The sequence below is a fragment of the Caulobacter sp. GW821-FHT12D05 genome (assembly GCF_058807295.1).
In genome coordinates this window covers 1,188,563-1,210,017 of the sequence record NZ_JBXAQO010000001.1, presented here as the reverse complement: position 1 = coordinate 1,210,017, position 21,455 = coordinate 1,188,563, and the positions used below count along the sequence as shown (strand labels likewise).

Below are 21,455 nucleotides of genomic sequence, written 5' to 3'. Positions count from 1 at the left end.
TTCCTCGCGCCGAGCCCACCTTTTTCGGAGAATATGACGTGATCGCTCGCAGAACCGTTCTTGGCCTGGCCGCGGCGGCCCTGGCGACGCCCGTCCTGGCTCAGCAGCCGGCACCGGTGGCGACGACCGCTCCGAAAGACTGGATCGACCCCAAGACCGGCCACCGCATCGTGCGCCTGTCGGAGGAGGGCGGGAGCAAGAACCTCTATTTCCACCAGCACGGCTACACCCCGCAGGGCGACCGGCTGGCGATCACCACGCCGTCGGGCATCGCGCTGGTCGACCTCAAGACCTTCAAGCTGACCACGCTGCCGAAGACCAAGGACGCGGACCTGCTGTTCTTCCCGCGCAATTCGCGGCGGCTCTACTATTCGGTCACGGCACAAGGTGAAGGCCAGCCAACCGACCGGCCCAAGACCATCTACGCCCTCGACATCGACAGCGGCAAAGCCAAGGTCGTGGCCAAGCTGGCCCAGGGCGGGATCACCTCGATCAACGCCGACGAGACCCTGCTGCTGGGCGTCGTCACCTATGGCGGCAAGCCGCTGCAGCCCAACACCGTCGACGACCGCAAGCGCTTCGGCCAGGCCGAGTACGCGGCCAACGGTCCGGACGGCAAGCCGCTGTCCTTCGCCAAGGCCAAGGGCGTTCGGATGACCGAGCGCTTCGAGACGCCGACGCCGATGGAGATCTTCACGGTCGACCTCAACACCGGCGAGCGCAAGGTGATCCACGCCTCGGACAAGTGGCTGGGCCACGCCCAGTTCTCGCCGGCCGATCCGGCCCAGGTGATGTTCTGCCACGAGGGGCCCTGGCACCGCGTGGACCGCATCTGGACGATCCGCACGGATGGCACGGGCCTGACCAAGATCCACACCCGGACCATGAACTTCGAGATCGCCGGCCACGAGTTCTTCTCGGCCGACGGCAAGTGGGTCTGGTACGACCTGCAGACCCCGCGCGGCCAGGTGTTCTGGATCGCCGGCCACGAGCTGGCGACGGGCAAGAAGCTCTATCGTCGGGTCGAGCAGAACGAGTGGTCGGTGCACTACAACGTCGCCAAGGACGGGGTGCTGTTCGCCGGCGACGGCGGCGACGCCGACATGGTCGCCCACGCGCCCGACGGCAAATGGCTCTACGCCTTCCGGCCCGAGACCATCCGCGACGCGGCCCTGCCGTACTACACCGAAGACCTGATCACCGTGGACAAGATGGCCAGCGAGCGGCTGGTCGACATGTCGGCCCACGACTACCGTCTGGAGCCGAACCTGACCTTCACGCCGGATCAGAAGTGGATCGTCTTCACGTCCAACATGCACGGCGCCAATCACGTCTACGCCGTCGAGGTCGCCAAGAAGAGCGCCTGATCTAAGGGAGCGGGAATGAACGGTATCCGTCGCAGCGCCGGTCTGGCCCTGGTTCTTGTCGCTAGTCTCACGAGCGGCGGGGCCATGGCTCAGACCGCGCCGGCGGCCGTCGGCGGACCCCGTCCCAACCTGGTCGACAACATCGAGCGGCCGATCCGCTACCGACCCGATGGCGGCGACTTCGTCATCGAGAACGGCGTCGAGACCTTCAACCGCCCGCTCTATGGTGGTGACACCGCCTTCCGCGTGGACGGCGGCGACAAGCCCGAGTTCGTGCTCTACCTGCCGGGACGCGGCGGCAATCTGCGGCTGGCCCTGGTTGGTCCGGGCGGCGCGCGCTGGCTGCACGAGGCGGCCAAGATCACCACGCGCTATCGCCCCGGCGAGCTGATCTACGAGATCCGCGACCCGCTGCTGGGCGACGGCGTCCTGCGTGTCGAGGCGGTGGCCTATGCCGTCACCGAGGGGCTGTCGCTGCGGATCGAGGGTACGGGCCTGCCGCCGGGTCTGGAGCTGGTCTGGGCGTTCGGCGGGATCACCGGCCAGCGCGGCGCCCGCGATGGCGACATCGGCACCGAGAAGGTCCCTATTTCCGAGTGGTTCCAGTTCAAGCCGGCCTTCGCCGAAACCAACCGCGTCGCGCTGGACGACAACGGCTTCAAGCTGACCGCGCCCCAGGCGGTGATCCTGGGCGCCGCCAGCGGCCCGGCCCGCTACCAACGGGGCGAGGCGGGGGCGTGGAACGATCTGCCGCGTCTGCTGGCCAGCCAGGGCGCGGAGCAGGGCAGTGTGGCCCTGGGCCGCGCGGGCCTAGCCTCGAACACGCCGCTGACCCTCTCGCTGCAACGCGTCGATCCCGGCGTTGCCGACGACCTGGCCGACTACAAGGCCGTGCGCGCCGCGCGTCCCGAGGACAAGGTCACGCCCACGGCCCGCCCGCCGGCCTTCGCCAAGGCTGAGTTGGCTACGCGCTTCGAGGAGGCCCGCGACCACTTCCAGGCCCTGCGCGCGCAGGTGCGGGTCGAGACGCCCGATCTCTATATCAACGCCGCCATGGCCGCCCTGAACGTCGGGGCCGAGGCCACCTGGGACGGACCGCAGCAGGCGGTGATGCACGGCGCGGTCGCCTGGCGCACCAAGCTCTTGGGCTGGCGCGGACCGTACTGGCTGGACGCCCTGGGCCGCGCCGATCGCGCCGACCGCCACTTCCGCGACTGGGCCAAGGGCCAGAACGTCTCGCCGATCCCGGCCGCGATCCCGCCGGCCGACGAGGACGCCAACCTGGCGCGGGCCGAGACGGCGCTGCACTCGAACGGCGACCTGTCGAACTCGCACTACGACATGAACACCGTCTATATCGACGCGCTGTTCCGGCATCTGGAGTGGTCCGGCGACCTGAAGCTGGCCCGCGACCTGTGGCCGACCATCACCCGGCACCTGGCCTGGGAGAAGCGGCTGTTCCGCCGCGAATTCGGCCCCCGCAAGCTGCCGCTGTACGAGGCCTACGCCCAGATCTGGGCCAGCGACCATCTTTCGTATAATGGCGGCGGCGCGACCCACTCGTCGGCCTATCAAGCCTATCACAACCGTATGGCGGCCAAGGTCGCGCGGCTGATCGGTGAGGATCCGACGCCCTACGATCGCGAGGCTGACGCCATCCAGGAGGCCATGCGCAACCTACTGTGGATGCCGCAGGAAGGCGCCTTCGCCGAGTACAAGGACCTGATGGGCGAGCAGCGGCTGCACCCTGCGTTCGCTCTGTGGACCTACTACCACGCCATCGATTCCGAGATCGTTCCGCCGGCCGACGCCTGGCGGATGTCCGACGCCCTGGCGCGGCTGCCGCGTATCCCGATCAAGGGACCGGGCGTGCCGGACGACGCGGCCTACGGCATGTATGCCAGCACCGACTGGCTGCCCTATGCCTGGTCGATCAACAATGTCGTCACCCAGGAGAACCTGCACACGGCCCTGGCCCTGTGGCAGTCTGGCCGGGCTGACGAGGCCTTCCGCCTGACCAAGAGCGGTCTGCTGGCCAGCATGTTCATGGGCATCTCGCCCGGCAACATGGGCACTCTGGCCTGGCCCGACGTCTATCGCCGGGAGTCTCAGCGCGACTTTGCCGACAGCGCCGGGGTTACCGCGCGGACCATGGTCGAGGGGCTGTTCGGGCTGCATCCCGACGCGCTGGCTGGGACGATGATGATCCGTCCGGGCTTCCCCGCGAGCTGGGATCATGCCTCGATCGCGCACCCGGCCTTCGCCTACGACTTCAAGCGCCAGGGTGATGTGGATCACTGGACGCTGAAGCCGGGCGACCACCGCTTCAAGACCGTGATCCTGCGTCTGCCGGCGCCGCGTGAGGGCGTTGCCAGCGTCGAGATCGACGGCGCCAAGGCGGCCTGGAAGTCCGCATCCGACGCCATCGGCGGTCCGGCCATCGAGATCACCGCGCCGGGCGACAAGGCTGTTGAGGTTGTCGTGCGCTGGAGCGGCGCGCCTGTCGTCAGCTCTGCGATCGGATCGGCGAAGAGCTTCCAGCGCATCTCCCGCAATGGCCTTACCTGGCTGGCGCCAGTTGCCGGAGCAGCTCCGGCCAAGACACCGTCCGTGGCTCCGGCCGCCGTGGTTGGCCGGATGGACCCCGTCGCCGTCGCCTTCAACGACCGCGTCACCGCGATCTACGCCAAGAACAAGTATCGCTCGCCCCGGCCACGCGGTCCGTCGCTGAGCGTGCCGGCCCAGGGCCTGGGCGGCTGGGCCGGGCATGTGAACCAGATGGCGACGATCGACGATGCGGGCCTGCGCCGTGTCGCGGCCGGGCAGGGCGGTCAGATCACGACGCCCTCGGGCGTGGTCTTCCGGACGCCGGGCGCGGCGGACGCTCAAAACATCGCGTTCACCTCGCTGTGGGACAATTATCCCAAACAGGCCGTCACGCCGTTGTCGGGCAAGGCCAGCCGCGTCCACCTGCTGATGGCCGGCTCGACCAACCCGATGCAAAGCCGCTTCGACAATGGCGAGGTGGTGGTGACCTATCAGGACGGAACCACGGCTCGCCTGGCGCTGCGTAATCCAGACACCTGGTGGCCGATCGAGGAGGACTTCTTCCTCGACGACTACCAATTCCGCGTCGACACGCCGCCGCCCACGCGGGTGGACCTGGCGACCGGCCAGGTGCGGGTGCTGGATCCGGTGACCTTCAAGGGCCAGGGCCGCGAGGTGCCTGGCGGGGCGGCCACGGTGCTGTCCCTGGCGCTGGACCCCCGCAAGCCGCTGCGCGACCTGACGGTGCGCACCACGGCCAACGAGGTGGTGATCGGCCTGATGGCCGTCACCCTGGAGCGTCCGAACTAAAGCCCCGTGACGCCCGTCGAGGCCGAGACCTCGGGCGGCTTGCCGTCCAGGGTGTCGATCTTGCTGCGCGTGAAGGTCCAGTCCTTGGCGTTGGCGATGCGGCCGCCGGCCTGAACGTCCAAATCGAGGTTGTCGAACGCGAAGCGCTCCAGCGGCAGGTCGGGGAAGGCCGCGACCTCGAAGGCGGTCTTGGCGCCGATGGCCTTGATGTCCTTGATCCGCACGTCGCTGAGGCGGCAGCGGCCCTGTTCCGGCGGCACGTGCTGGGTCATCACCTTCCAGTAGGGCGGCACGTCGGTCATGCCGGCCGGGATCTCGGCATAGCTGTAGCTGGGGTTCCAGTTCAGGTTCACCCGCAGGACGGTCGGCACGTCGTGCAGCAGCATGCCGGCGATGTCGATGTCCTTGACCGTGCCGCCGCGCGTATGGGCCGACTTGAACAGGATGCCGACCGGGGTCGGGTTGTGCACGGTCAGGCCCGAGACCTTGATGTCGTGGAAGCCGCCCGAGGTTTCGCTGCCGAAGGTGATCCCGGCCGAGGCGTCGCGGATCACGCAGTCGCGGATGGTGACGTTGTAGGTCGGCCGGTTGACGCGCAGGCCGTCGGCGTCGCGGCCGGCCTTCAGGCACAGGGCGTCGTCGTTGCAGGCCACGTCGATCCGCTCGACCAGCACGTCGTGCGAGCTGTCGATGTCGACGCCGTCGGTCGAGGGGCCGCGGCCGCCTTCGTTGTTGCGGATCTCCAGGTCGGCGACGTGGATGTCGTGCGAGTAGCAGACATGCACGGTCCAGAAGCCAGCGCGGCGCAGGCGCGGGCCGGCCAGCTCGATCTTCTCGCTATCGAAGATCTGGATCAGGCGCGGGCGCTTGCAGTCGTAGTCGGCCGCCCAGCGCAGGCCCTTGGGGTCGTACTGGCGGCGCAGGGCCCAGTAGCTGTCCCAGAACACCTTGCCGTCGCCGTCGATGGTCCCGTCGCCGACAATGCGGACGTTCTTCTGCTTGTAGACGTTTACCAACGCCGCCGGCCAGGTCAGCTCGATGCCGGCCACGCGGGTCGCGATTTCCGGATAGTCGGCGAGGTTCTGCGAGCCCAGCAGGGTCACGCCCTTGTCCAGGCGCAGCGTGACACCAGACTTCAGGAAGATCGAGCCGGTGCGATAGACGCCAGGCTTGAGGGCCACGGTCGCGCTGGTCTTGGCGGCTTCGTCGATGGCGGCCTGGATAGCCTTGGTGTTCAGCGTCTTGCCGTCGCCGACCGCGCCATGGGCGTTGGCCAGGATCGCTTTGCCGGCGGCGAGGGCCAGAGAGGGCGCTGAGGCGGCAACGAGGCCGAGCTGGAGGAGGGCGCGTCGTTGCATGGCCTAGTGCTCCGGATTGAAGTCGGGCTTCTGGGCGAACACGTAGGTCTCCCAATCGGCGCGCGAGTGGAAGTCGAGGCCTTTGTCCCACGCCGCGCCCATATAGTAGACGAACGGCTTGCCGGGCGTGACCTTGACCAGCACCAGCCAGTCACTGTCGGTCTCGACGACGTCGACGATCTGGCGAGGATCGATCAGCAGCGACACGCCCATCGTGCCCTTGTCGGGGTCGGTGACATCCCAGAACGAGAACACGCCCTTGGCCTTGTCGGCGCGCAGGTCGCCGGCGGTCTTGGCGGTCGGGGCCTTGGTGATGCCGATGGCGACGGTGATCGGGCCCTTGGCGTTGGAGCCGAAGGTCGAGACCAGGCGCGTGAAGTTGGTGCCCATGGGCAGGGTGAAGGTCCGGCTTTCCCAGACTTCGCGCTTATCACCCACCTTCCAGGGGGCGTAGCTGACCTTGAACGACGCCGCGTCGGGGCCGTCCTTCAGGATCTTGTAGTCCTTCCAGTTACGCGACACCCACAGCTTGCCGCCGTCCCAGACGCCCAGGCCGCCCGCGCCGCGGTAAGTCTTGACGTTGTAATAGTCGATGCCTTCGCCGTGATAGGCGTGCTGATCGCCGGTGCGCAGTTGGCGGGTCATGAACGGGTAGCGGACGCTCTTGCCCCAGGCGTCGACGCCCGAGGTCGAGGGCGGTTCGTACTGCTCCAGGGCCGGGCCGTAGATGCGGTGGGCCGTGCGGTCGTTCTCCCACAGGATGTCGTCATAACGCTCGGGCGCGTAGCGGACCGTAGCGCGGGGCGTCTCCTGGCCGGCCGGCGGGGGAGCCATGCGGAAGATCATCTTGGGCGGCGTCGGTTGGCCCGGCGCGGCGGGCGGGACCTGGGCGGGCGCCAGCCCCGGGCCTTCGATCAACGGATCGTAGGCGAGGGCGGCCACGGCCTTCATCTCGGTGGCGTGGCGGGCCTCTTCCTCGGGACCACGCACGGTGCGCGGCACGGCCGGGACCGGCATGGTGGCGGCGACGAAGGCGGCGGCGTCCGGCGCGGGCTCGGCCAGGGGGAGGGCGGTCACGGGTTTGGACAGGTTCATGACCTCGAGCCCTGCCAGCAGGAAGGCGCCAGCGCCGTAGGGGCCGATGTCGTCCGCAGCCGTGGTGACGGGCTGGTCGCCGGTCTTCTGGACCGCGCCCAGCATGCCGTTGGGCAGCACCTGGGCCTCCAGGCCCTTCCAGCCCTTCACGACCACCGGCAGGTAGGTCGCGCGGTCCAGGACGCCATGATTGATGCCCCAGGCCAGGGCGTAGACGAAGAAGGCCGACCCCGACGTCTCGGCTTCCGGGAAGCGCTCGGGCTGCAGCAGGCTGGACGACCACAGGCCGTCGGCGCGTTGCAGGCCGGCGATCCGTTTGGCCATCGACTGGAAGATGGCGATGTAGCGCGGCCGCTGGATATAGTCGGCCGGCATCGACTCCAGCACGCGGGCCATGCCGCCCATCACCCAGCCGTTGCCGCGCGACCAGAACAGCTTGCGGCCCTGCTCGTCGCGACGCTCGATGAAGCGCTCGTCGCGGTAATAGAGGCTCTCGTCCGGATCATAGAGGCGGGCGAAGGTGCGCCACCACTGGGTGTCCATGGCCTTGAGGTACTTGGCGTCGCCGGTCTGGGCGCTCATCCGGGCCAGGACGGGCGGGGCCATGAACAGGGCGTCGCTCCACCACCAGACCAGGTGCTCGGGGATCGGCTGACGCGTCAGGTGCGGCAGGGCCCAGTCCAGGCGCTGGCGCAGGGGCATGATCACGCCTTCCTGGCGGCGACGGGCGTAGAGCTCCTCATAGAGGTCGCCAATCGCCATCTCGTCGGCGTTCAGCATGTTCTTGGGCGTCTTGGCCCCGCGCAGGGCGTAGTTGTAGTGCTCGGCCGCGTCGGTCAGGAACTTGATCGTCTCTTTGTCCTGGGTGACGCGGGCCAGGCGCGCGGCGCCGACATAGTAGGTGGCCGAGACCCAGTTGGACGAGATCTCGCGCACGGCCCCGCCGGTGGTCAGCGGAATCGGCTCGGCGCGCATGGCCTTGATCTGGGCGGAATTGGCGCGGTTCAGTACCGCGAGCACCGCGTCGGCGGAGGGCAGGGCCTCCTGTTTCGCCGAGACGGTCTTGGGGGCGCGGGCCGGCGCGGCGTGGGCGATCGCGCCCGTCGTCAGGGCGGTCCCGGCCAAGGCGAGGGCGATCAGGGTGCGGTGGTTGGAGACGACTCGAAACATCCGTGATTTCCTCCGCCCAATGCCACTGCAACCGGTGTCATTGTCATTATGTGGAAGCCTATGCCACAAAGTGGAACGCGTGAAAAGAAAATCGGGGAGATGATATGACGCTCGAATGGAGCCGCCGCGAGGCGCTGACGGCCGCCGCCGGATTGTCGATCCTGGGTGCGGCCACGCCCGCCGCGGCCGGCAAGAAGCTCAAGGACCAGGCCGTCTGGACCTTCGACAACCTGACCAAGATCGGCGGGATCGCGGCCCATGCCGAGGGCGCGCCCAAGATCATCGACAGCCCCGTCGGCAAGGCCGTGCAGTTCGACGGCGTCCAGGACGTGCTTTTCGTCGAGCAGCACCCGCTGGCAGGGGCCGAGACCTGGACCTTCGAGGCCGTGTTCCGCCCCGACGGCGGCCACGAGGCCCAGCGCTGGTTCCACTTGCAGGAGATGGCGCCCGAAGGCGCGCCGCCCTCGACCACGCGTTTCCTGTTCGAGATCCGCACCGTCGGGACCGAGTGGTGGCTGGACGCCTTTGTCACGGGGCCGGGCTACAAGCACACCCTGATCTTCCCGGACAAGCGCTTCCCGGTCGGCCAGTGGTTCCACGTCGCCCAGAGCTTCGACGGCAAGATGTATCGTTGCTATGTCAACGGCGTCCTGCAGGGCGAGGCTGAGGTGCCGTTCAAGCCGCAGGGGCCGGGCCGGGCCTCGATCGGTTCGCGGATGAACAAGGTCGACTTCTTCAAGGGCGCGGTCCACGAGGCCCGCTTCACGCGCCACTTCCTGGAGCCCAAGCACTTCACCGGCGTGCGCTGACCTTTCGAAAGGTCACGGGAAGCTGCGCCAGGTTGCGCGGCGCGGCGGATGGGAAACAAGCCAGCCACGCGAGCGCCAAGCGTGGCGGCTAGGCCTTCGGGGACTGTCCTCGAAGGTTCCCGATGCCGCGCAAGCTTCTCGTCGCCACGGCCGCCGCCGCCCCGTTGCTCCTGTATGCCGGACATGCCTTCGCCGAGGTCGAGGTCACCAGCAGCACGCGGACCACGCCAATCACCACCGCCAGCCCCAACGACGGGGCCGCCGACGATGTGAAGGTGACCGAAGACGGCGTCATCACGCTGAGCACGGCGGGCGGGATCGTCACCCTCAACAGCGACAACGCCGTCACGATGAACGGCGGCCTGGCCAGCGTCGGCGTCGACGATTCGGTCGGCATCCTCGTCATCGGCGGCCATGCGGGCAGCGTGACCAGCACCGGCTCGATCAGCCTGACCGAAAACTACGACTACGAAGACACCGACGAGGACGGCGACTACGACGGCCTCTTCGCCAAGGGTTATCGGCGCTACGGCATCCGGGTGACCGGGGACCAAGCCTTTACCGGCACGATCACCAACACCGGCACGATCACCATCGAGGGCATGGACTCGGCGGGGATCAGCGTCGAGGCCCCGCTGGTCGGCAACCTGGTCCACTCGGGCTCGATCAGCGTCACCGGCGACCGTGGTTACGGCGTCCGCATCGCCGCGCCGGTCACCGGCAAGGTCCAGATCGAGGGCTCGACCAGCGTCATCGGCGAAGGCTCCGTGGGGGTGGCGGTCGACGCGCCGATCGAAGGGGCGTTCGTCCTGCAGGGCTCGGTCTATTCGACCGGCTACCGCGTCACCTCACGCTACAGCGATCCCGATGACCGGGCGCTGCTGGACGCCGACGACAAACTGGAAGGCGGCGGCGGGGTGAACATCACGGCCAATGTCTCGGGCGGGGTGCTGCTGGACCGACCGCCGACCGACACCAATGACGACACCACCGACGACGAGGACGGCGACGGCGTCGCCGACAACGCGGAAGGCACGGCGTCGATCTCGGTCTATGGCGGCGCGCCGGCCCTGAAGATCGGCTCCAACACCAATACGGTGACGATCGGCGCGGTGGGCGAGGGCGACAACGCCTATGGCCTGGTCATCAACGGCTCGATCAGCGCCGCCAGCGTCTATGACGGCGTCGAGACCATCGGCGTGCAGATCGGCGGCGACGCGGGCTACGAGACCTTGCTCGCCAATGGCATTCGGGTGACCAGCTCGATCACGGCCGGGGGCTATGAGGCCCAGACCAACGGCTTGCGCCTGAAAGCGGGCGCGATCGCCGACACCATCTGGAACGAAGGCTCGATCAGCGCCTCGACGGTTTCGGAGGGCGCGTTCTCGGCCCGGGCGCTGGTGATCGACGCCGGCGCGGTCTCGCGCGTGTTGAACAACGACGGCGTGATCACCGCCACGGTGTCGGGCGAGAAGGGCAACGCCTACGCCATCCTCGACGAGGCCGGCACGCTGACGACGATCAACAACACCCGCACCATCGCCGCCTATGTCGTGGCCACCGACGACGAATACGACACCGACGACGACAATACCGACGCCTCGGACGAGACGATCACCGGCAAGGCGATCGCCATCGATGTCTCCAAGAACACTACCGGCGTCACCCTCACCCAGACCGGCGTCAATGACGGGGACGACGGCGATGATGGGGTGGCCGACACCGATACGGATGGCGACGGCGTGGACGACGCCGATGAGCCGGCCATCATCGGCAAGATCCTGTTCGGCGCGGGCGACGACACGTTCAACGTCCTGAACGGCTCGGTGATCGGCGCGATCGACTTCGGAGCCGGCCTCGACACCTTGAAGATCGACGGCGGGGCCTATGTGCTGACCAGTCTGTCCGACAGCGACGGCCGGCTGAACATCAGCGTCGGCGACGGTATTCTTGCTCTGACCAACACCAATGACCTGAAGATCACCAACCTCAGCCTGGGCGCCAGCAGCAAGCTGGTGTTCAGCGTCGATCCGGCCGCTGGGACCTGGGGCCGCATCATCGCCGACACGGCCACGATCGAGTCCGGAACGAAGCTGGGGCTGGTGCTCAACAACCTGCTGACCAACGCCTCGACCTTCGAGGTCATCCAGGCCGGCAGCCTGACGGCCGGCACGATCGACCAGGACCTGCTGGGCAGCGCGCCGTACCTCTATGTGGCCAACGCCTATCAGTCGGGGAACAGCATCAATATCGACGTGCGCCGCCGCACGGCGACCGAGGCCGGCATGACCGCCAACCAAGGCTCGGCCTACGACGCGGTGTTCGCGGCGCTGTCCAAGAACGAGGACATCGCCAGCGCCTTCCTGGCCCAGAACACCCGCGACGGCTTCTACAACCTCTACAACCAGATGCTGCCCGACCAGGGCATCGGCATGTTCTCGGCCCTGCAGTCGGTGAACCAGCAGATCTCGGCCGCCACCGCCGTGCGCCCGGACCTGGGCGACCGCTATGGCCCCGACAGCATCTGGGTGCAGCAGATCAACACCATGGTGAAGCGCGAGGACGGGACCGACCAGGGCTCGGACACGGCCGCCTTCGGGTTCGTGGCCGGCTACGAGGCCATGGGTGACGCGGGCGGGGCGTTGGGCGTGACCCTGGCCATGGTCAATGTCGAGGAGCACGACACCACCGCCAAGGCCGGCGAGCATACGGTCAACACGATGGTCCAGGCAGGGCTCTACTGGCGACGTGCGGTGGGCGGCTGGCGCTTCAACCTGGGCGGCGGGGCGGGTTATGGCTGGCTGACGGGCGACCGCAGCTTCTACAGCGAGGACGTCGACGGCGACGGCGTGGCCGACGCCTCGGTCACCAATGTCGCCCACTGGAACGGCGCGACCGCCAACGCCTTCGCCGGCGTCGCCTATGAGCAGAAGATCGGTCGCGCTTACATCCGGCCCGAGACGCGGCTGGACTATATCTATTTCTCGGAAGGCAAGCGTAGCGAGACCGGCGGCGGTGATGGCTTCGACCTGATCCGTAACGCGCGGGCGTTCAGCAATCTCAGCGGCGATATCGGCCTGGTGCTGGGCGCTCAGTTCGGCGAGGCGGTGTGGTGGCGGCCCGAGCTGCGGGTCGGCTATCGCAAGACGCTGTCGGGCAGCCTCGACGACACCGTGGCGCGGTTCCGGGGCGGGGAGAGCTTCACCCTGACCTCGATCGCCGACAAGCAGGGCGCGGCGACCCTGGGCTTCGCCATCCGCGCCGGCTCGGCCCTGTCGTACCTGGCGCTGGAAGGCGGGGCGGAAGCGGCCAAGAAGACCACCCGCTACTACATGCGGTTCTCCGGCCGTGCGATGTTCTGAGGCTCGCCACAATCGCGCCTTAATCGCGAACCTCGCAATACAAACGGAAAGTATTTTCGCCGCTCCGTCCAGCTACGCCTTAGCCGCGCCAGAGGACGGAGTGACGGGCATGCGGCAAAGGATTTTACTTCTCGATGCGGACCAGTCCGCGCGGTCTCAGATGCACGATCTGCTGTGCCGACACGAATACGAGGTGGTCACCGCCTCGTCGGCGCGGCAGATGGACAAGATCCTGACCACCGTGCCGGTCGATGCGGTGGTGCTGGACATCATGCTGCCGGGCGAGGGCGGGTTCTCGGTCTGCAACCGCCTGCGCAGCCAGCAGCCCCAGCCGGGCGTCATCGTGGTCAGCGCCATGGCCGACGAGAGCGACATCGTCGTGGGTCTGGAGATCGGGGCCGACGACTATGTGGCCAAGCCCTATCGCCAGCGCGAGCTGCTGGCCCGCATCCGCTCGGTGCTGCGTCGCCGCCAGGCGGGCCTGCGCGTGCGCCGCGACGACGACAAGGCCAACATCTACCGCTTCGACGGCTGGCGGCTGAACATCATCACCCGGCAGATGTTCGACCCCTATGAGCGCAGCGTCGAGCTGTCGTCCGGCGAGTTCACCCTGCTGAGCACCTTGCTGGCCAGCCCGCAGCAGATCGTGCCGCGCGCCCGGCTGCTGCAGGATCCCAACACCGGCGACCGTTCCGAGCACGAGCGCCAGATCAACGTCATCGTCAGCCGCCTGCGGGCCAAGCTGGCGCGGGTCGAGGGTGGCGACCTTTTGATCCGTACGGTGCGAGGCCAAGGCTACCTGCTGACCGTGCCGGTCGAGAGCATCCTCGTCGACTGAGAGACGAAAACCGTCGCCGCCCAGATTCTGACGGCTTCACCTGCTTCTCTCCACAGTCTAGCGTGCGCCCGCGACCGGGGTGGGCGTGTCTGTGAGTTGGAAGAGGGCTTCATGAGCCGTAGGAATACGCTGCTGGCGGCGGCCGTTGTGGCGCTGTCGAGCCTGGCTGGCGCAGCGCTGGCCGCCGATGTCACGCCGCTCAAGGCGAGCGACGTCTATGGTGTCTGGCGCAATCCCAAGGGCAGCGTCCACATCGAGATCAAGCCGTGCGAGACCCGCACCTGCGGCTATGTCGTCTGGGCCAATCCTGACGCGCGCGCCGACGTGAAGAAGAAGAAGAACGAAGACCTGGTCGGCATGCAACTGCTGCGTGACTTCTCGGCTTCCGATCCGAACGAATGGAAGGGGCGCGTCTACGTACCCGACCTGGACATGACCTTCTCGGGCCAGATGCGCTTGCTGGATCGCGCCTCGCTGCGCGCCAAGGGCTGTTTCCTGGTCCTGTGCAAGACCCAGGTGTGGACGCGGGTCGACACCGCCTCGGCGTCGACCGGCCGGGCGCTCTAGGGCCGATGTCGGAAGGGGCCGAGTTCCGGGTGGAGGTGGACGGTCCCGTCCTGGCCAGCCGGGGCGGTCTCTACGGCGCGGGCGATGTCAGCTGCGCCGCGCCAGCCCAGACCCTGGCTCGCCACCGCTACGCCCGCTCAGCGATCGGGGCGGTGGTGTCGGGTGTGTTCGGCTATCAGACCCCCGTCGGCTCGGCGACCGCTACGCCCGGTACGATCGTGCTGGGCAATGCTGAGGAGAGCTTTGGCTGCCTGCATCTGGACGGGGCCGGCAATCGCCGCGCGGTCCTGGCGCTGGATGACGTCCTGATGAACGAACTGGCCGAGGACCTGCGCTGCGCCGATGGCCGTTTCGCCGTGGCTGCCGTCGCATCGGGCCGTGAGACCGCGCCGCTGTATGGCGCGATCCGCCAGCTGGCGCGCGATAGCCGTCCTCAGGAAGAGGCGGTGGTCGCCGTCACCGCCGCCGCCCTGGCCCTGGGCCGCCGCGTGCGCCGCCGCGACGCCAGCCGCGTCGACCACGGCCGGGTCCGCGAGGTCGCCCACGACGTCCAGCGCCGTTATGCTGAGACCCTGCCGCTGACCCAGCTAGCCGCCGATGCGGGCCTGTCGCGCTATCACTTCATCCGCGCCTTCCGGGACGTGACGGGCGAGACGCCCCGCCAGTTCCAGATCGGCGCGCGCCTCAAGGCCGCCGCCGATCAGCTCTTGGACACCAAGGCGCCGATCACCACGATCGCCCTGAACGTCGGCTTCAACGACCTCTCGCACTTCAACCACACCTTCCGCGAGGCGTTCGGTTGTTCGCCTCGGGCCTGGCGGCAGGCCGCCTAGCCACCGCAACAAACCCCAAGTTCCGTCGGCCGCGCCGTGCTGCCTTGCCTCACCGAGGTTTCAGGGGAGTCGGGGCGGGTGATGGTGTCGGGGAAAGCGGTTCCGTATGCGCTGGGCGCGTTTCTGCTGGGCGTGCTGGGGCTGATCTCAAGCGACTTCGCCTTCCAGTGGCAGCCCGTGCCGGACAACGTTCCTCTCCGGTCCGTGCTGGCCTCCGCCTCCGCCGTCGCGATGGCCGCCGCGGCCCTCGCGGCGGTGCTGCCGCGCCTGGCGAAGGGCGGCCGGCTGCTCCTGGCGATCTTCTTCGGTCTTTGGGCCGTCTTGCTCCATGGCCCCCGCGTGGTCGCGCAACCTGGCTCGGTCGCCGAATGGCTGGGCCTGGCCGAGAGCGCGACGATGTCGGCGGGCGGCGTCGCGCTCCTCGCGCTATCCCTCGGGGGAGACTTGCGACGCCGCCTGGCTTTTTCGACCCGCGTCGCGTTCGGGCTGTGCCTGCTGGTCTTTGGCCTGTCGCACTTCGTCTATCTGAAGTTCACGGCCCAGATGGTCCCGGCCTGGCTGCCTTGGCCGACCGGGTGGGCGGCGGCGACAGGGGCTGGGCACGTGCTGGCCGGCTTGGCTTTCCTGTCCAATCGCGGGCTGAAGGCCGCTGGTCCCGCGATCACCGGCATGATGGCCAGCTTCGTGGTGCTGCTGCACATCCCGCGCGTGCTGGCCGAGCCGGCCAGCCGCATGGAGTGGACCATGACCTCGGTGGCCCTGACCCTGACCGGCGCGGCTTTCGCCCTGTGGCGGTTGAACGTCGAGGACTAACCCTCCAGCGACAGCAGGGCGAACAGCGCGCCTTCGGTGTCCGACAGCCGCCAGCCGCGATAGTTGAACACCGCGCCCTTTCGGAAGTCGGCGGCGGCCTGGACGCGCAAGGCGGGCAGGGCGTCGGGGCCGCGTCCGGCGGGGAAGAGGCGCTTCGTCAGTTCACGGATTGACGTGTTCGGATGCTGTTTGCGCCAGGTCTCGCCGATGCGGCGGACGGCGGCAGGATCGAGGCCGTCTGGCGTGCGGGCCAGGGCCGGCGTGGCGGCCAGCGCGAAGAGGGCGGCCAGCAGGTCGCGGCGGCTGGTCATTGGACGGTCTCGCTCTTGAGGTGGTCGGCCAGGCGCATGACCAGGGCCAGGATGGTCAGGGTCGGGTTGGCGATGCCGGAGGTCGGGAACACCGAGCTGCCGGCGACATAGAGGTTCCTGGCCTCATGCAGCCGCAGGTCGGCATCGACGACGCCCTTCTTGGGATCGGCATGCATCCGCGTCGTGCCCATGTGGTGGCGCGAGGCGCTGGAGGTGGCCAAGAGCTTGCCCCGCGGGATCGCCCAGCACATCCGGCCTTCACCCGACGCGCCCAGGGCGTCGGAGAGGCCGAACACCGACCGCTCTAGGTCCGCATAGTCCTTGTCGCCATAGGTCCAGGTCAGGCGCACGCGCGGCATGCCCAAGGCGTCCTTGTGGTCCGGATCCAGGGTCACGCGGCTGTCGGGATTGGGGAAGTGCTCGGTCATGGCGAAATAGCCGAGCAGTTGGCCGTCGCCTTGGCGGGCATTGGCCTTGGCGATGGTCTTGCTGTCGGGATCGGGGACGTCGGCGCGGAACAGGGTGGCGGTGAAGTTGCCGGTCTTCATCCGCGTCTGGGCCTTCAGGCCGGAACCGATCACACAGTGCGCCGCCATCCGCTTGGTCGGCGCGTAGAGCTCCAGCGGCTCGGCGCGGGAGACGGCCAGGGCCGTGCCTTCGTTCCCGGCGTCGCCATCGTTGGAATAGGTCACGTGGCCCTGGAAGAAGCGACCGACCAGGTCTTGACGGTTGCCCAGGCCGTCGGAGGCCAGCAGCAGCCGGACGTTCTCGATGCCGCCGGTGGCCAGCACGTAGCGCCCGGCCTTGGCCGTATGGCGCTTGCCGTCCAGGCAGGCGACATCCAGGCCGACGACCTCGGCGCCTTGGCGGCGGATCTTCACGACATTGGCGTGCAGGTAGACGGTGATATTGGCGGCTTCCGCGAACTGGGTGCGGAAGACGTCGAAGGCGGCCTTGTCGGTTCCGCCCGAGAACTTCGAGAACTCGCGCGGGGCCGGGAAGAAGCCGTCGGCCGGGTCCAGCGCCAGCGGTTGCAGTGAAGGCTCGGTCGAGGCGGGCCGCTCCAGCGGAAAGCGCGGGATCTCCAGCAGGTCGCAGGCCCGGTCGTAGTAGGGCTGCATTTGCGCGCGGGTGACGGGCCAGCCGCTGTGGGGGATCCAGGCGCGTTCGGCGAAGTCGGCCGGGTCCAAGGGCGCGCACTTGCCGCCCCAGACCAGGCCCGAGCCACCGAGGGCGCGAACCCGGGACTGGATCGGATAGTCGTCGAACGGCCGCTCGGGATTGCCCGGCGCCGTCTGGACGCCCGAGCCGGCGTAGAGGGCCTGGTTCTCCATGTCGATCTCCAGGCCGCCGCTCTCCAGGATCACGACCCTCAGCGGGCCGCCAGCCAGTTCCTTGGCCAGGGCGATGCCGGCCAGACCGCCGCCGATGATCACGAGATCGGCCTCGATCGGGCTGGCGTCAGGCAGAGTCCGGGCGTCGATGATCGCCATCGTTTTGAAACTCGCTGATTTTGTTGGAGAAGTTCGGGCGCGCTTAAGAGCGCGCGCCCCGGCTCTTCAGGTAGGCGACGACGTCGAGGCGGCCGTTGCGCTGGGCTTCGCTCAGGGGCGAGCGCGTTCCGCCATTGGCCGGCACCTCGCGGTTCACGTCGGCGCCGCGTTCGATCAGATATTTGACGATGGTCAGGTTGCCGGCCTGGGCGGCGTTGATCAGCGGGGTCTCGTCGTTGGGCACGAAGATTTCGACATCGGCCCCGCGTTCCACCAGCAGGCGGACGATCTCGAGATTGCCCGACAGCGAGGCCTGGATCAGCGGGGCGCCGTCGCCGCGCACCGGCAGGTTCGGATCGGCGCCGGCGGCCAGCAGCATCTGGACCAGGTCCATGCGGCCGTGGCGCGCGGCCTCGATCAGCGGGGAGCCGTCGCCGGGCAGGACGGCATTGGCGTTGGCGCCCAGGTCGATCAGCTCGCGGACAGCCGCGGCGTCGCCAGAGCGGACGGCGTCGAACAGGGGCTGGCTCAGATGGCGGGCGATGGCGCGCTTGGCCTGTTCCGGCGATTTCTGGACGACCTGAGCCGGCTGGGCGGCCCAGGCGGCGACGCCGGCCGACAGGCTGAGGATGGCGACAGCGGCGGCGCCGGCCAGGTGGCGGCGGCGATTGGCGTGGTGATGGGCGAGCAAGGTGAAACGCTCCTTCAGTTGTTTGTTGGCGGAAGCGGGCCAATGGCAGCCCAGCGGCGGGGCGCAGGCGGCCAGCTGGGTCTTCAGCATGGCCTCGCCATAGGTCCGGCGGGTCTTGGGGTGACGGGCCAGCACGGCGGCGTCGCAGGCGATCTCCTGGTCGATGCGCAGCACGGCGGCGCCGACATGGATCAGCGGGTTGAACCAGAAGAGGCACTGCAGCGCCGTGACGGCGGCGTTGATCTGGGCGTCGCCGACGGCCAGGTGGTTCTGCTCGTGCGCCAGGATCAGGGCCTGTTCCTCGGGCGAGAACCGGGCCGTGAAATCGGCGGGCAGCACCACGCGCGGGGCCAGGGCGCCGATCACGGCCGGGCCGACGCCAGGACGGTCGGACCAGAAGAGGCCGCCCTCGGCGCTGAGCTTGCCCAGCGAGCGCACGAACCGTCGCTGACGCTCGGCCTGGATGGCGAGGGCAGTCAAGGTGACGACGAGCCAGAGGCCCAGAGCGATCTCGGCGATGGGCAGGACGCGCATCTGCCTGGGGATCGGCTTGAAGGTCTGGGTCGCTGGAGCGGGAGCTTCAGCGACGACTATCGGTTTGGCCGCGACAGGCGCGGGCAGGGTGATCGTCCGCGCCGGGATCAGCAGAGCCAGGATCGACAGCGGCACGACCAGCCACAGGGCGTAGGCGCTGCGCGCCCCGAACGCGGCCCGGACCGGCTTGCGCAGGGCCAGCACCAGCAGCACGGCCGCCGCCAGGGCCAGGTTGGCCCTCAGCAGGAAAGGGAAGATCTCACTGGCCATCGTCGAGCTTCTCCAGCAGGCGACGCAGTTCGGCGACATCCTCGGGGGCCAGCTTCTCGCGCTTGGAGAAGTGGCTGACCAAGGGCGCCAGGCGGCCGTCGAACAGGCGGTCCAGCAGGCCCTGGCTCTCGGTGTCGACATAGTCGTCGCGACCGATCAGCGGGCGATACAGGAAGCGGCGACCCTCCTTGTCGGCGGCGATCGCGCCCTTGTTCAGCAGGCGGTTGAGCAAGGTCTTCACCGTGCCTTCAGCCCAGCCCTGGTCCTTGGCCAGGATCGCCGTGACGTCCTCGGCGGCCTTGGGGCTGTCGGCCCACAGGACCTTCATGACTTCGCTCTCGGCGGCGCTGATGCGGTGCGGGTTCGTATCCATGCTCTGACGATTACGCACGTAAACGATCGCGTCAAGCCAACGATTACGCACGTAAACGAAATGTAATGCGACGTTTGCCCAAGAACCGAAGCGGCGTAATCCTGGCGGCGACCAAGGAGGAGCCGGATGGCCGAGACGTTGCAGATGGGCCTGCCGGGCTTCGACCCGCCTACGCCGACCGATCGGCTGATGTTCCTGCTGTATCCGGACGCCCAGACCGCCGAGCAGATCGCGCGGGAGGCTCGCCGGCTGAGGGAGAGCCTGGGCCTACGCGGTCAGCCGCTGTTGACCGACCGTTTCCACATCACCCTGCATCACCTGGGCGACTATGTCGGCCTGCCCAATGACATGGTGACCAAGGGCAAGATGGCCGGCGCGGCCCTGGTCCATGCGCCGTTCGAGGTGGTGTTCGACAAGGCCGTCAGCTTCGCCAACCGGCCGGGCAACAACCCCTTCACCCTGCAGGGCGGGGAGGGTGTCGCGGCCCTGATCGACTTCCAGAAGGCGCTGGGCCTGAAGATGGCCGGCGCGGCCCTGAAGCCCGACAAGCAGTTCCTGCCGCACATCACGCTGCTGTACGACGGCCAGGTCGTTCCCGAGCAGGCGATCGAGCCGATCCGCTGGACGGTCGAGCGCTTCGTGCTGGTGCAGAGCAAGCTGGGCCAGACCCAGCACATCGTTCTGGCCGAGTGGATGCTGGGCTGATGGCGACCGCGGCCGAGGTCCTCCAGGACCTGGAAGCGCTCGGCGACGACGGCTATCGCGAGCGCATGGCCGGCTTCGCGATTACCTATGAGAAGGCGTTCGGCGTCCCTGTCGGCGAGCTGCGCAAGCTGTCCAAGCGACTAGGTCGCGATCACGCCTTGGCGCAGGCCTTGTGGGACACGCGTTGGTACGAGGCCCGGCTGTTGGCCGGCATGGTCGATGATCCGAAGCTCGTGACGCCCGAGCAGATGGACGCCTGGCGATCCGAGTTCGACAGCTGGGCGGTGACCGACACCCTGTGTTTCGACCTGTTCGACCGTACGCCTCACGCCCTGGCCAAGATCGACCAGTGGGCGACGCTGGAGGGCGAGTTCGACAAGCGCGCCGCCTTCGCCCTGCTGGCCTGCGTGGCCCTGCACCGTAAGGAACTGCCGGATGAGGTGTTCCTGGAGCGCCTGCCGCTGATCGAGGCTGCGGCTACGGATCCCCGGAACTTCGTCAAGAAGGGCGTCAACTGGGCGCTGCGGGCCATCGGCGTACGCAAGAGCCCGGCCCTGAAGGCCGCCGCCCTGGACTGCGCCGCGCGACTGGCGGCGAGCCCGGATGCGACGGCCCGCTGGAACGGCAAGGACGCCCTGCGCCAGCTGAGCAAGAGAACTCAGGCCGGCTGAGCCATTTCCTCCAGCAGCGTATCGAGCAGGCCATAGCCCGACTCCATGCCGTCCAGCATCGGCGTCGCCAGGGCTCCGGCGCGGCCCTCGGGCGAGGCGTATTCGATCGTCATGGTCATGGTGGTGATGCCGCCGACCTCGGCCAGCAGGGTGGTGATCCGCGTGCGGCCGCCGGTCCAGTCCTCGTCGAAGATCTCTTCGTGGACGGTGCGGGCAGGGGCCTCGACTTCGAGGTAGACGCCGCCCATGCCCATGTCGACGCCTTCGGTGTTGCGCCAGACATAGCGGAACTTGCCGCCCGGACGCAGGTCGATCTCGCAGACCGGCATGGTCCAGCCGGGCGGGCCCAGCATCCAGCGCTGCACCAGGGCCGGCTCGGCCAGGGCTCGGAAGACCAGGTCGCGGGGGGCGTTGAACACGCGGGTGACGATCAGGTCGCGGTCGCCGGACTGGACGACGGTCAGCTTGCTCATGGGGCGTCTCCTTCTTTGGTCTGGGCTTTGAGGTCCTCGAGGACCTGGTCGAGTTCGGTGAAGCGGGTTTCCCAGAAGGCGCGGAAGGCCTCCAGGAAGGCGGTGGCCTCGGCCAGGGGCTGGGCCTCCAGCCGGCGAGGCCGGCGCTGGGCGTCCTTGCCGCCCGAGATCAGGCCGGCGGTCTCCAGCACCTTGAGGTGACGCGAGATGGCCGGCTGGCTCATGGCGAACGGCTGGGCCAGTTCGCCGACCGAGGCCGGGCCCTGGGCCAGCCGGGCGATGATCGCGCGACGGGTCGGGTCGGCCAGGGCGGCGAAGGTGGTGTCGAGGCGCGCGGCGGCGAGGCTCATTTATAATGTACTCGT

18 protein-coding genes are annotated in these 21,455 nt (G+C 68.4%); 10 read left to right on the top strand and 8 right to left on the bottom strand.

The features are described 5' to 3' along the window. Positions 1-38: 38 nt before the first annotated feature. Entirely contained in the window at positions 39-1,367 is a 1,329-nt protein-coding gene (locus AC1RRR_RS05350) for an oligogalacturonate lyase family protein (RefSeq protein ID WP_492811122.1), read from the top strand. Positions 1,368-1,382: 15 nt separating this feature from the next. Further along, positions 1,383-4,724 carry a DUF4450 domain-containing protein gene (locus tag AC1RRR_RS05345; RefSeq protein WP_492811120.1) on the top strand — a complete coding sequence of 1,114 codons (3,342 nt, stop codon included), beginning with the start codon at positions 1,383-1,385 and terminating at the stop codon, positions 4,722-4,724. Here AC1RRR_RS05345 and AC1RRR_RS05340 read toward each other — a convergent pair. Both AC1RRR_RS05340 and AC1RRR_RS05335 read right to left on the bottom strand, forming a co-directional pair. After that, positions 4,721-6,082, bottom strand: coding sequence for a glycoside hydrolase family 28 protein (locus tag AC1RRR_RS05340; RefSeq protein WP_492811118.1), 1,362 nt, complete (start codon positions 6,080-6,082; stop codon positions 4,721-4,723). The genes AC1RRR_RS05345 and AC1RRR_RS05340 overlap by 4 nt on opposite strands. 3 nt (positions 6,083-6,085) lie before the next feature. Beyond that, positions 6,086-8,347: a glycoside hydrolase family 88 protein gene (locus tag AC1RRR_RS05335; RefSeq protein ID WP_492811117.1), complete on the bottom strand. Its 2,262-nt coding sequence runs from the start codon at positions 8,345-8,347 to the stop codon at positions 6,086-6,088. Between the two features lie 104 nt (positions 8,348-8,451). On the opposite strand from AC1RRR_RS05335, the gene AC1RRR_RS05330 reads away from it, so the two are divergent. The 6 genes from AC1RRR_RS05330 (at position 8,452) to AC1RRR_RS05305 (ending at position 15,569) form a co-directional block, all read left to right on the top strand. Then, positions 8,452-9,156, top strand: coding sequence for a LamG domain-containing protein (locus AC1RRR_RS05330; RefSeq protein WP_492811115.1), 705 nt, complete (start codon positions 8,452-8,454; stop codon positions 9,154-9,156). Between the two features lie 122 nt (positions 9,157-9,278). Next, positions 9,279-12,518, top strand: coding sequence for an autotransporter family protein (locus AC1RRR_RS05325; protein ID WP_492811113.1), 3,240 nt, complete (start codon positions 9,279-9,281; stop codon positions 12,516-12,518). 109 nt (positions 12,519-12,627) lie between these two features. Beyond that, positions 12,628-13,356, top strand: a complete 729-nt coding sequence (locus AC1RRR_RS05320; RefSeq protein ID WP_492811111.1) for a response regulator transcription factor — start codon at positions 12,628-12,630, stop codon at positions 13,354-13,356. A 111-nt stretch (positions 13,357-13,467) separates the two neighbouring features. Beyond that, positions 13,468-13,923, top strand: coding sequence for a DUF2147 domain-containing protein (locus AC1RRR_RS05315; RefSeq protein WP_492811109.1), 456 nt, complete (start codon positions 13,468-13,470; stop codon positions 13,921-13,923). 5 nt (positions 13,924-13,928) lie between these two features. Next, entirely contained in the window at positions 13,929-14,756 is an 828-nt protein-coding gene (locus AC1RRR_RS05310; protein WP_492811108.1) for a helix-turn-helix transcriptional regulator, read from the top strand. Between the two features lie 81 nt (positions 14,757-14,837). Then, positions 14,838-15,569 carry a DoxX-related protein gene (locus AC1RRR_RS05305; protein ID WP_492811106.1) on the top strand — a complete coding sequence of 244 codons (732 nt, stop codon included), beginning with the start codon at positions 14,838-14,840 and terminating at the stop codon, positions 15,567-15,569. Here AC1RRR_RS05305 and AC1RRR_RS05300 read toward each other — a convergent pair. Genes AC1RRR_RS05300 through AC1RRR_RS05285 form a run of 4 tightly spaced genes read right to left on the bottom strand, consistent with a single transcriptional unit; the run spans position 15,566 to position 19,241 of the window. Continuing rightward, entirely contained in the window at positions 15,566-15,880 is a 315-nt protein-coding gene (locus AC1RRR_RS05300) for a hypothetical protein (protein WP_492811104.1), read from the bottom strand. The genes AC1RRR_RS05305 and AC1RRR_RS05300 overlap by 4 nt on opposite strands. Beyond that, positions 15,877-17,373, bottom strand: coding sequence for a GMC oxidoreductase (locus AC1RRR_RS05295; RefSeq protein WP_492811103.1), 1,497 nt, complete (start codon positions 17,371-17,373; stop codon positions 15,877-15,879). The genes AC1RRR_RS05300 and AC1RRR_RS05295 overlap by 4 nt, the downstream gene beginning before the upstream one ends. Before the next feature lie 43 nt (positions 17,374-17,416). Continuing rightward, complete coding sequence (locus tag AC1RRR_RS05290) at positions 17,417-18,868, bottom strand: M56 family metallopeptidase (RefSeq protein WP_492811101.1); 1,452 nt, start codon at positions 18,866-18,868, stop codon at positions 17,417-17,419. Then, a complete protein-coding gene (locus AC1RRR_RS05285; protein ID WP_492811773.1) occupies positions 18,858-19,241 on the bottom strand; it encodes a BlaI/MecI/CopY family transcriptional regulator in 384 nt (127 codons plus the stop codon). Before AC1RRR_RS05285 ends, AC1RRR_RS05290 begins: the two co-directional genes overlap by 11 nt. 126 nt (positions 19,242-19,367) lie before the next feature. Between AC1RRR_RS05285 and AC1RRR_RS05280 the strand changes: the two genes are divergently transcribed. Beyond that, positions 19,368-19,946, top strand: a complete 579-nt coding sequence (locus tag AC1RRR_RS05280; RefSeq protein WP_492811100.1) for a 2'-5' RNA ligase family protein — start codon at positions 19,368-19,370, stop codon at positions 19,944-19,946. Then, positions 19,946-20,617, top strand: coding sequence for a DNA alkylation repair protein (locus AC1RRR_RS05275; protein WP_492811098.1), 672 nt, complete (start codon positions 19,946-19,948; stop codon positions 20,615-20,617). The genes AC1RRR_RS05280 and AC1RRR_RS05275 overlap by 1 nt, the downstream gene beginning before the upstream one ends. On the opposite strand, the gene AC1RRR_RS05270 is transcribed toward AC1RRR_RS05275, so the two are convergent. Together AC1RRR_RS05270 and AC1RRR_RS05265 are read right to left on the bottom strand one after the other, a co-directional pair. Next, positions 20,605-21,090 carry an SRPBCC family protein gene (locus tag AC1RRR_RS05270; RefSeq protein WP_492811096.1) on the bottom strand — a complete coding sequence of 162 codons (486 nt, stop codon included), beginning with the start codon at positions 21,088-21,090 and terminating at the stop codon, positions 20,605-20,607. The two genes, AC1RRR_RS05275 and AC1RRR_RS05270, sit on opposite strands and share 13 nt — an antisense overlap. Then, positions 21,087-21,440, bottom strand: coding sequence for an ArsR/SmtB family transcription factor (locus AC1RRR_RS05265; protein WP_454716472.1), 354 nt, complete (start codon positions 21,438-21,440; stop codon positions 21,087-21,089). Before AC1RRR_RS05265 ends, AC1RRR_RS05270 begins: the two co-directional genes overlap by 4 nt. Between the last annotated feature and the right edge of the window lie 15 nt (positions 21,441-21,455).

Coding starts and splice junctions, on each gene's coding strand:
- AC1RRR_RS05345 (WP_492811120.1), top strand. CDS start 1,383: ATGAACGGTATCCGTCGCAGCGCCGGTCTGGCCCTGGTTCTTGTCGCT.
- AC1RRR_RS05340 (WP_492811118.1), bottom strand. CDS start 6,082: ATGCAACGACGCGCCCTCCTCCAGCTCGGCCTCGTTGCCGCCTCAGCG.
- AC1RRR_RS05335 (WP_492811117.1), bottom strand. CDS start 8,347: ATGTTTCGAGTCGTCTCCAACCACCGCACCCTGATCGCCCTCGCCTTG.
- AC1RRR_RS05330 (WP_492811115.1), top strand. CDS start 8,452: ATGACGCTCGAATGGAGCCGCCGCGAGGCGCTGACGGCCGCCGCCGGA.
- AC1RRR_RS05325 (WP_492811113.1), top strand. CDS start 9,279: ATGCCGCGCAAGCTTCTCGTCGCCACGGCCGCCGCCGCCCCGTTGCTC.
- AC1RRR_RS05320 (WP_492811111.1), top strand. CDS start 12,628: ATGCGGCAAAGGATTTTACTTCTCGATGCGGACCAGTCCGCGCGGTCT.
- AC1RRR_RS05315 (WP_492811109.1), top strand. CDS start 13,468: ATGAGCCGTAGGAATACGCTGCTGGCGGCGGCCGTTGTGGCGCTGTCG.
- AC1RRR_RS05310 (WP_492811108.1), top strand. CDS start 13,929: ATGTCGGAAGGGGCCGAGTTCCGGGTGGAGGTGGACGGTCCCGTCCTG.
- AC1RRR_RS05305 (WP_492811106.1), top strand. CDS start 14,838: ATGGTGTCGGGGAAAGCGGTTCCGTATGCGCTGGGCGCGTTTCTGCTG.
- AC1RRR_RS05300 (WP_492811104.1), bottom strand. CDS start 15,880: ATGACCAGCCGCCGCGACCTGCTGGCCGCCCTCTTCGCGCTGGCCGCC.
- AC1RRR_RS05295 (WP_492811103.1), bottom strand. CDS start 17,373: ATGGCGATCATCGACGCCCGGACTCTGCCTGACGCCAGCCCGATCGAG.
- AC1RRR_RS05290 (WP_492811101.1), bottom strand. CDS start 18,868: ATGGCCAGTGAGATCTTCCCTTTCCTGCTGAGGGCCAACCTGGCCCTG.
- AC1RRR_RS05285 (WP_492811773.1), bottom strand. CDS start 19,241: ATGGATACGAACCCGCACCGCATCAGCGCCGCCGAGAGCGAAGTCATG.
- AC1RRR_RS05280 (WP_492811100.1), top strand. CDS start 19,368: ATGGCCGAGACGTTGCAGATGGGCCTGCCGGGCTTCGACCCGCCTACG.
- AC1RRR_RS05275 (WP_492811098.1), top strand. CDS start 19,946: ATGGCGACCGCGGCCGAGGTCCTCCAGGACCTGGAAGCGCTCGGCGAC.
- AC1RRR_RS05270 (WP_492811096.1), bottom strand. CDS start 21,090: ATGAGCAAGCTGACCGTCGTCCAGTCCGGCGACCGCGACCTGATCGTC.
- AC1RRR_RS05265 (WP_454716472.1), bottom strand. CDS start 21,440: ATGAGCCTCGCCGCCGCGCGCCTCGACACCACCTTCGCCGCCCTGGCC.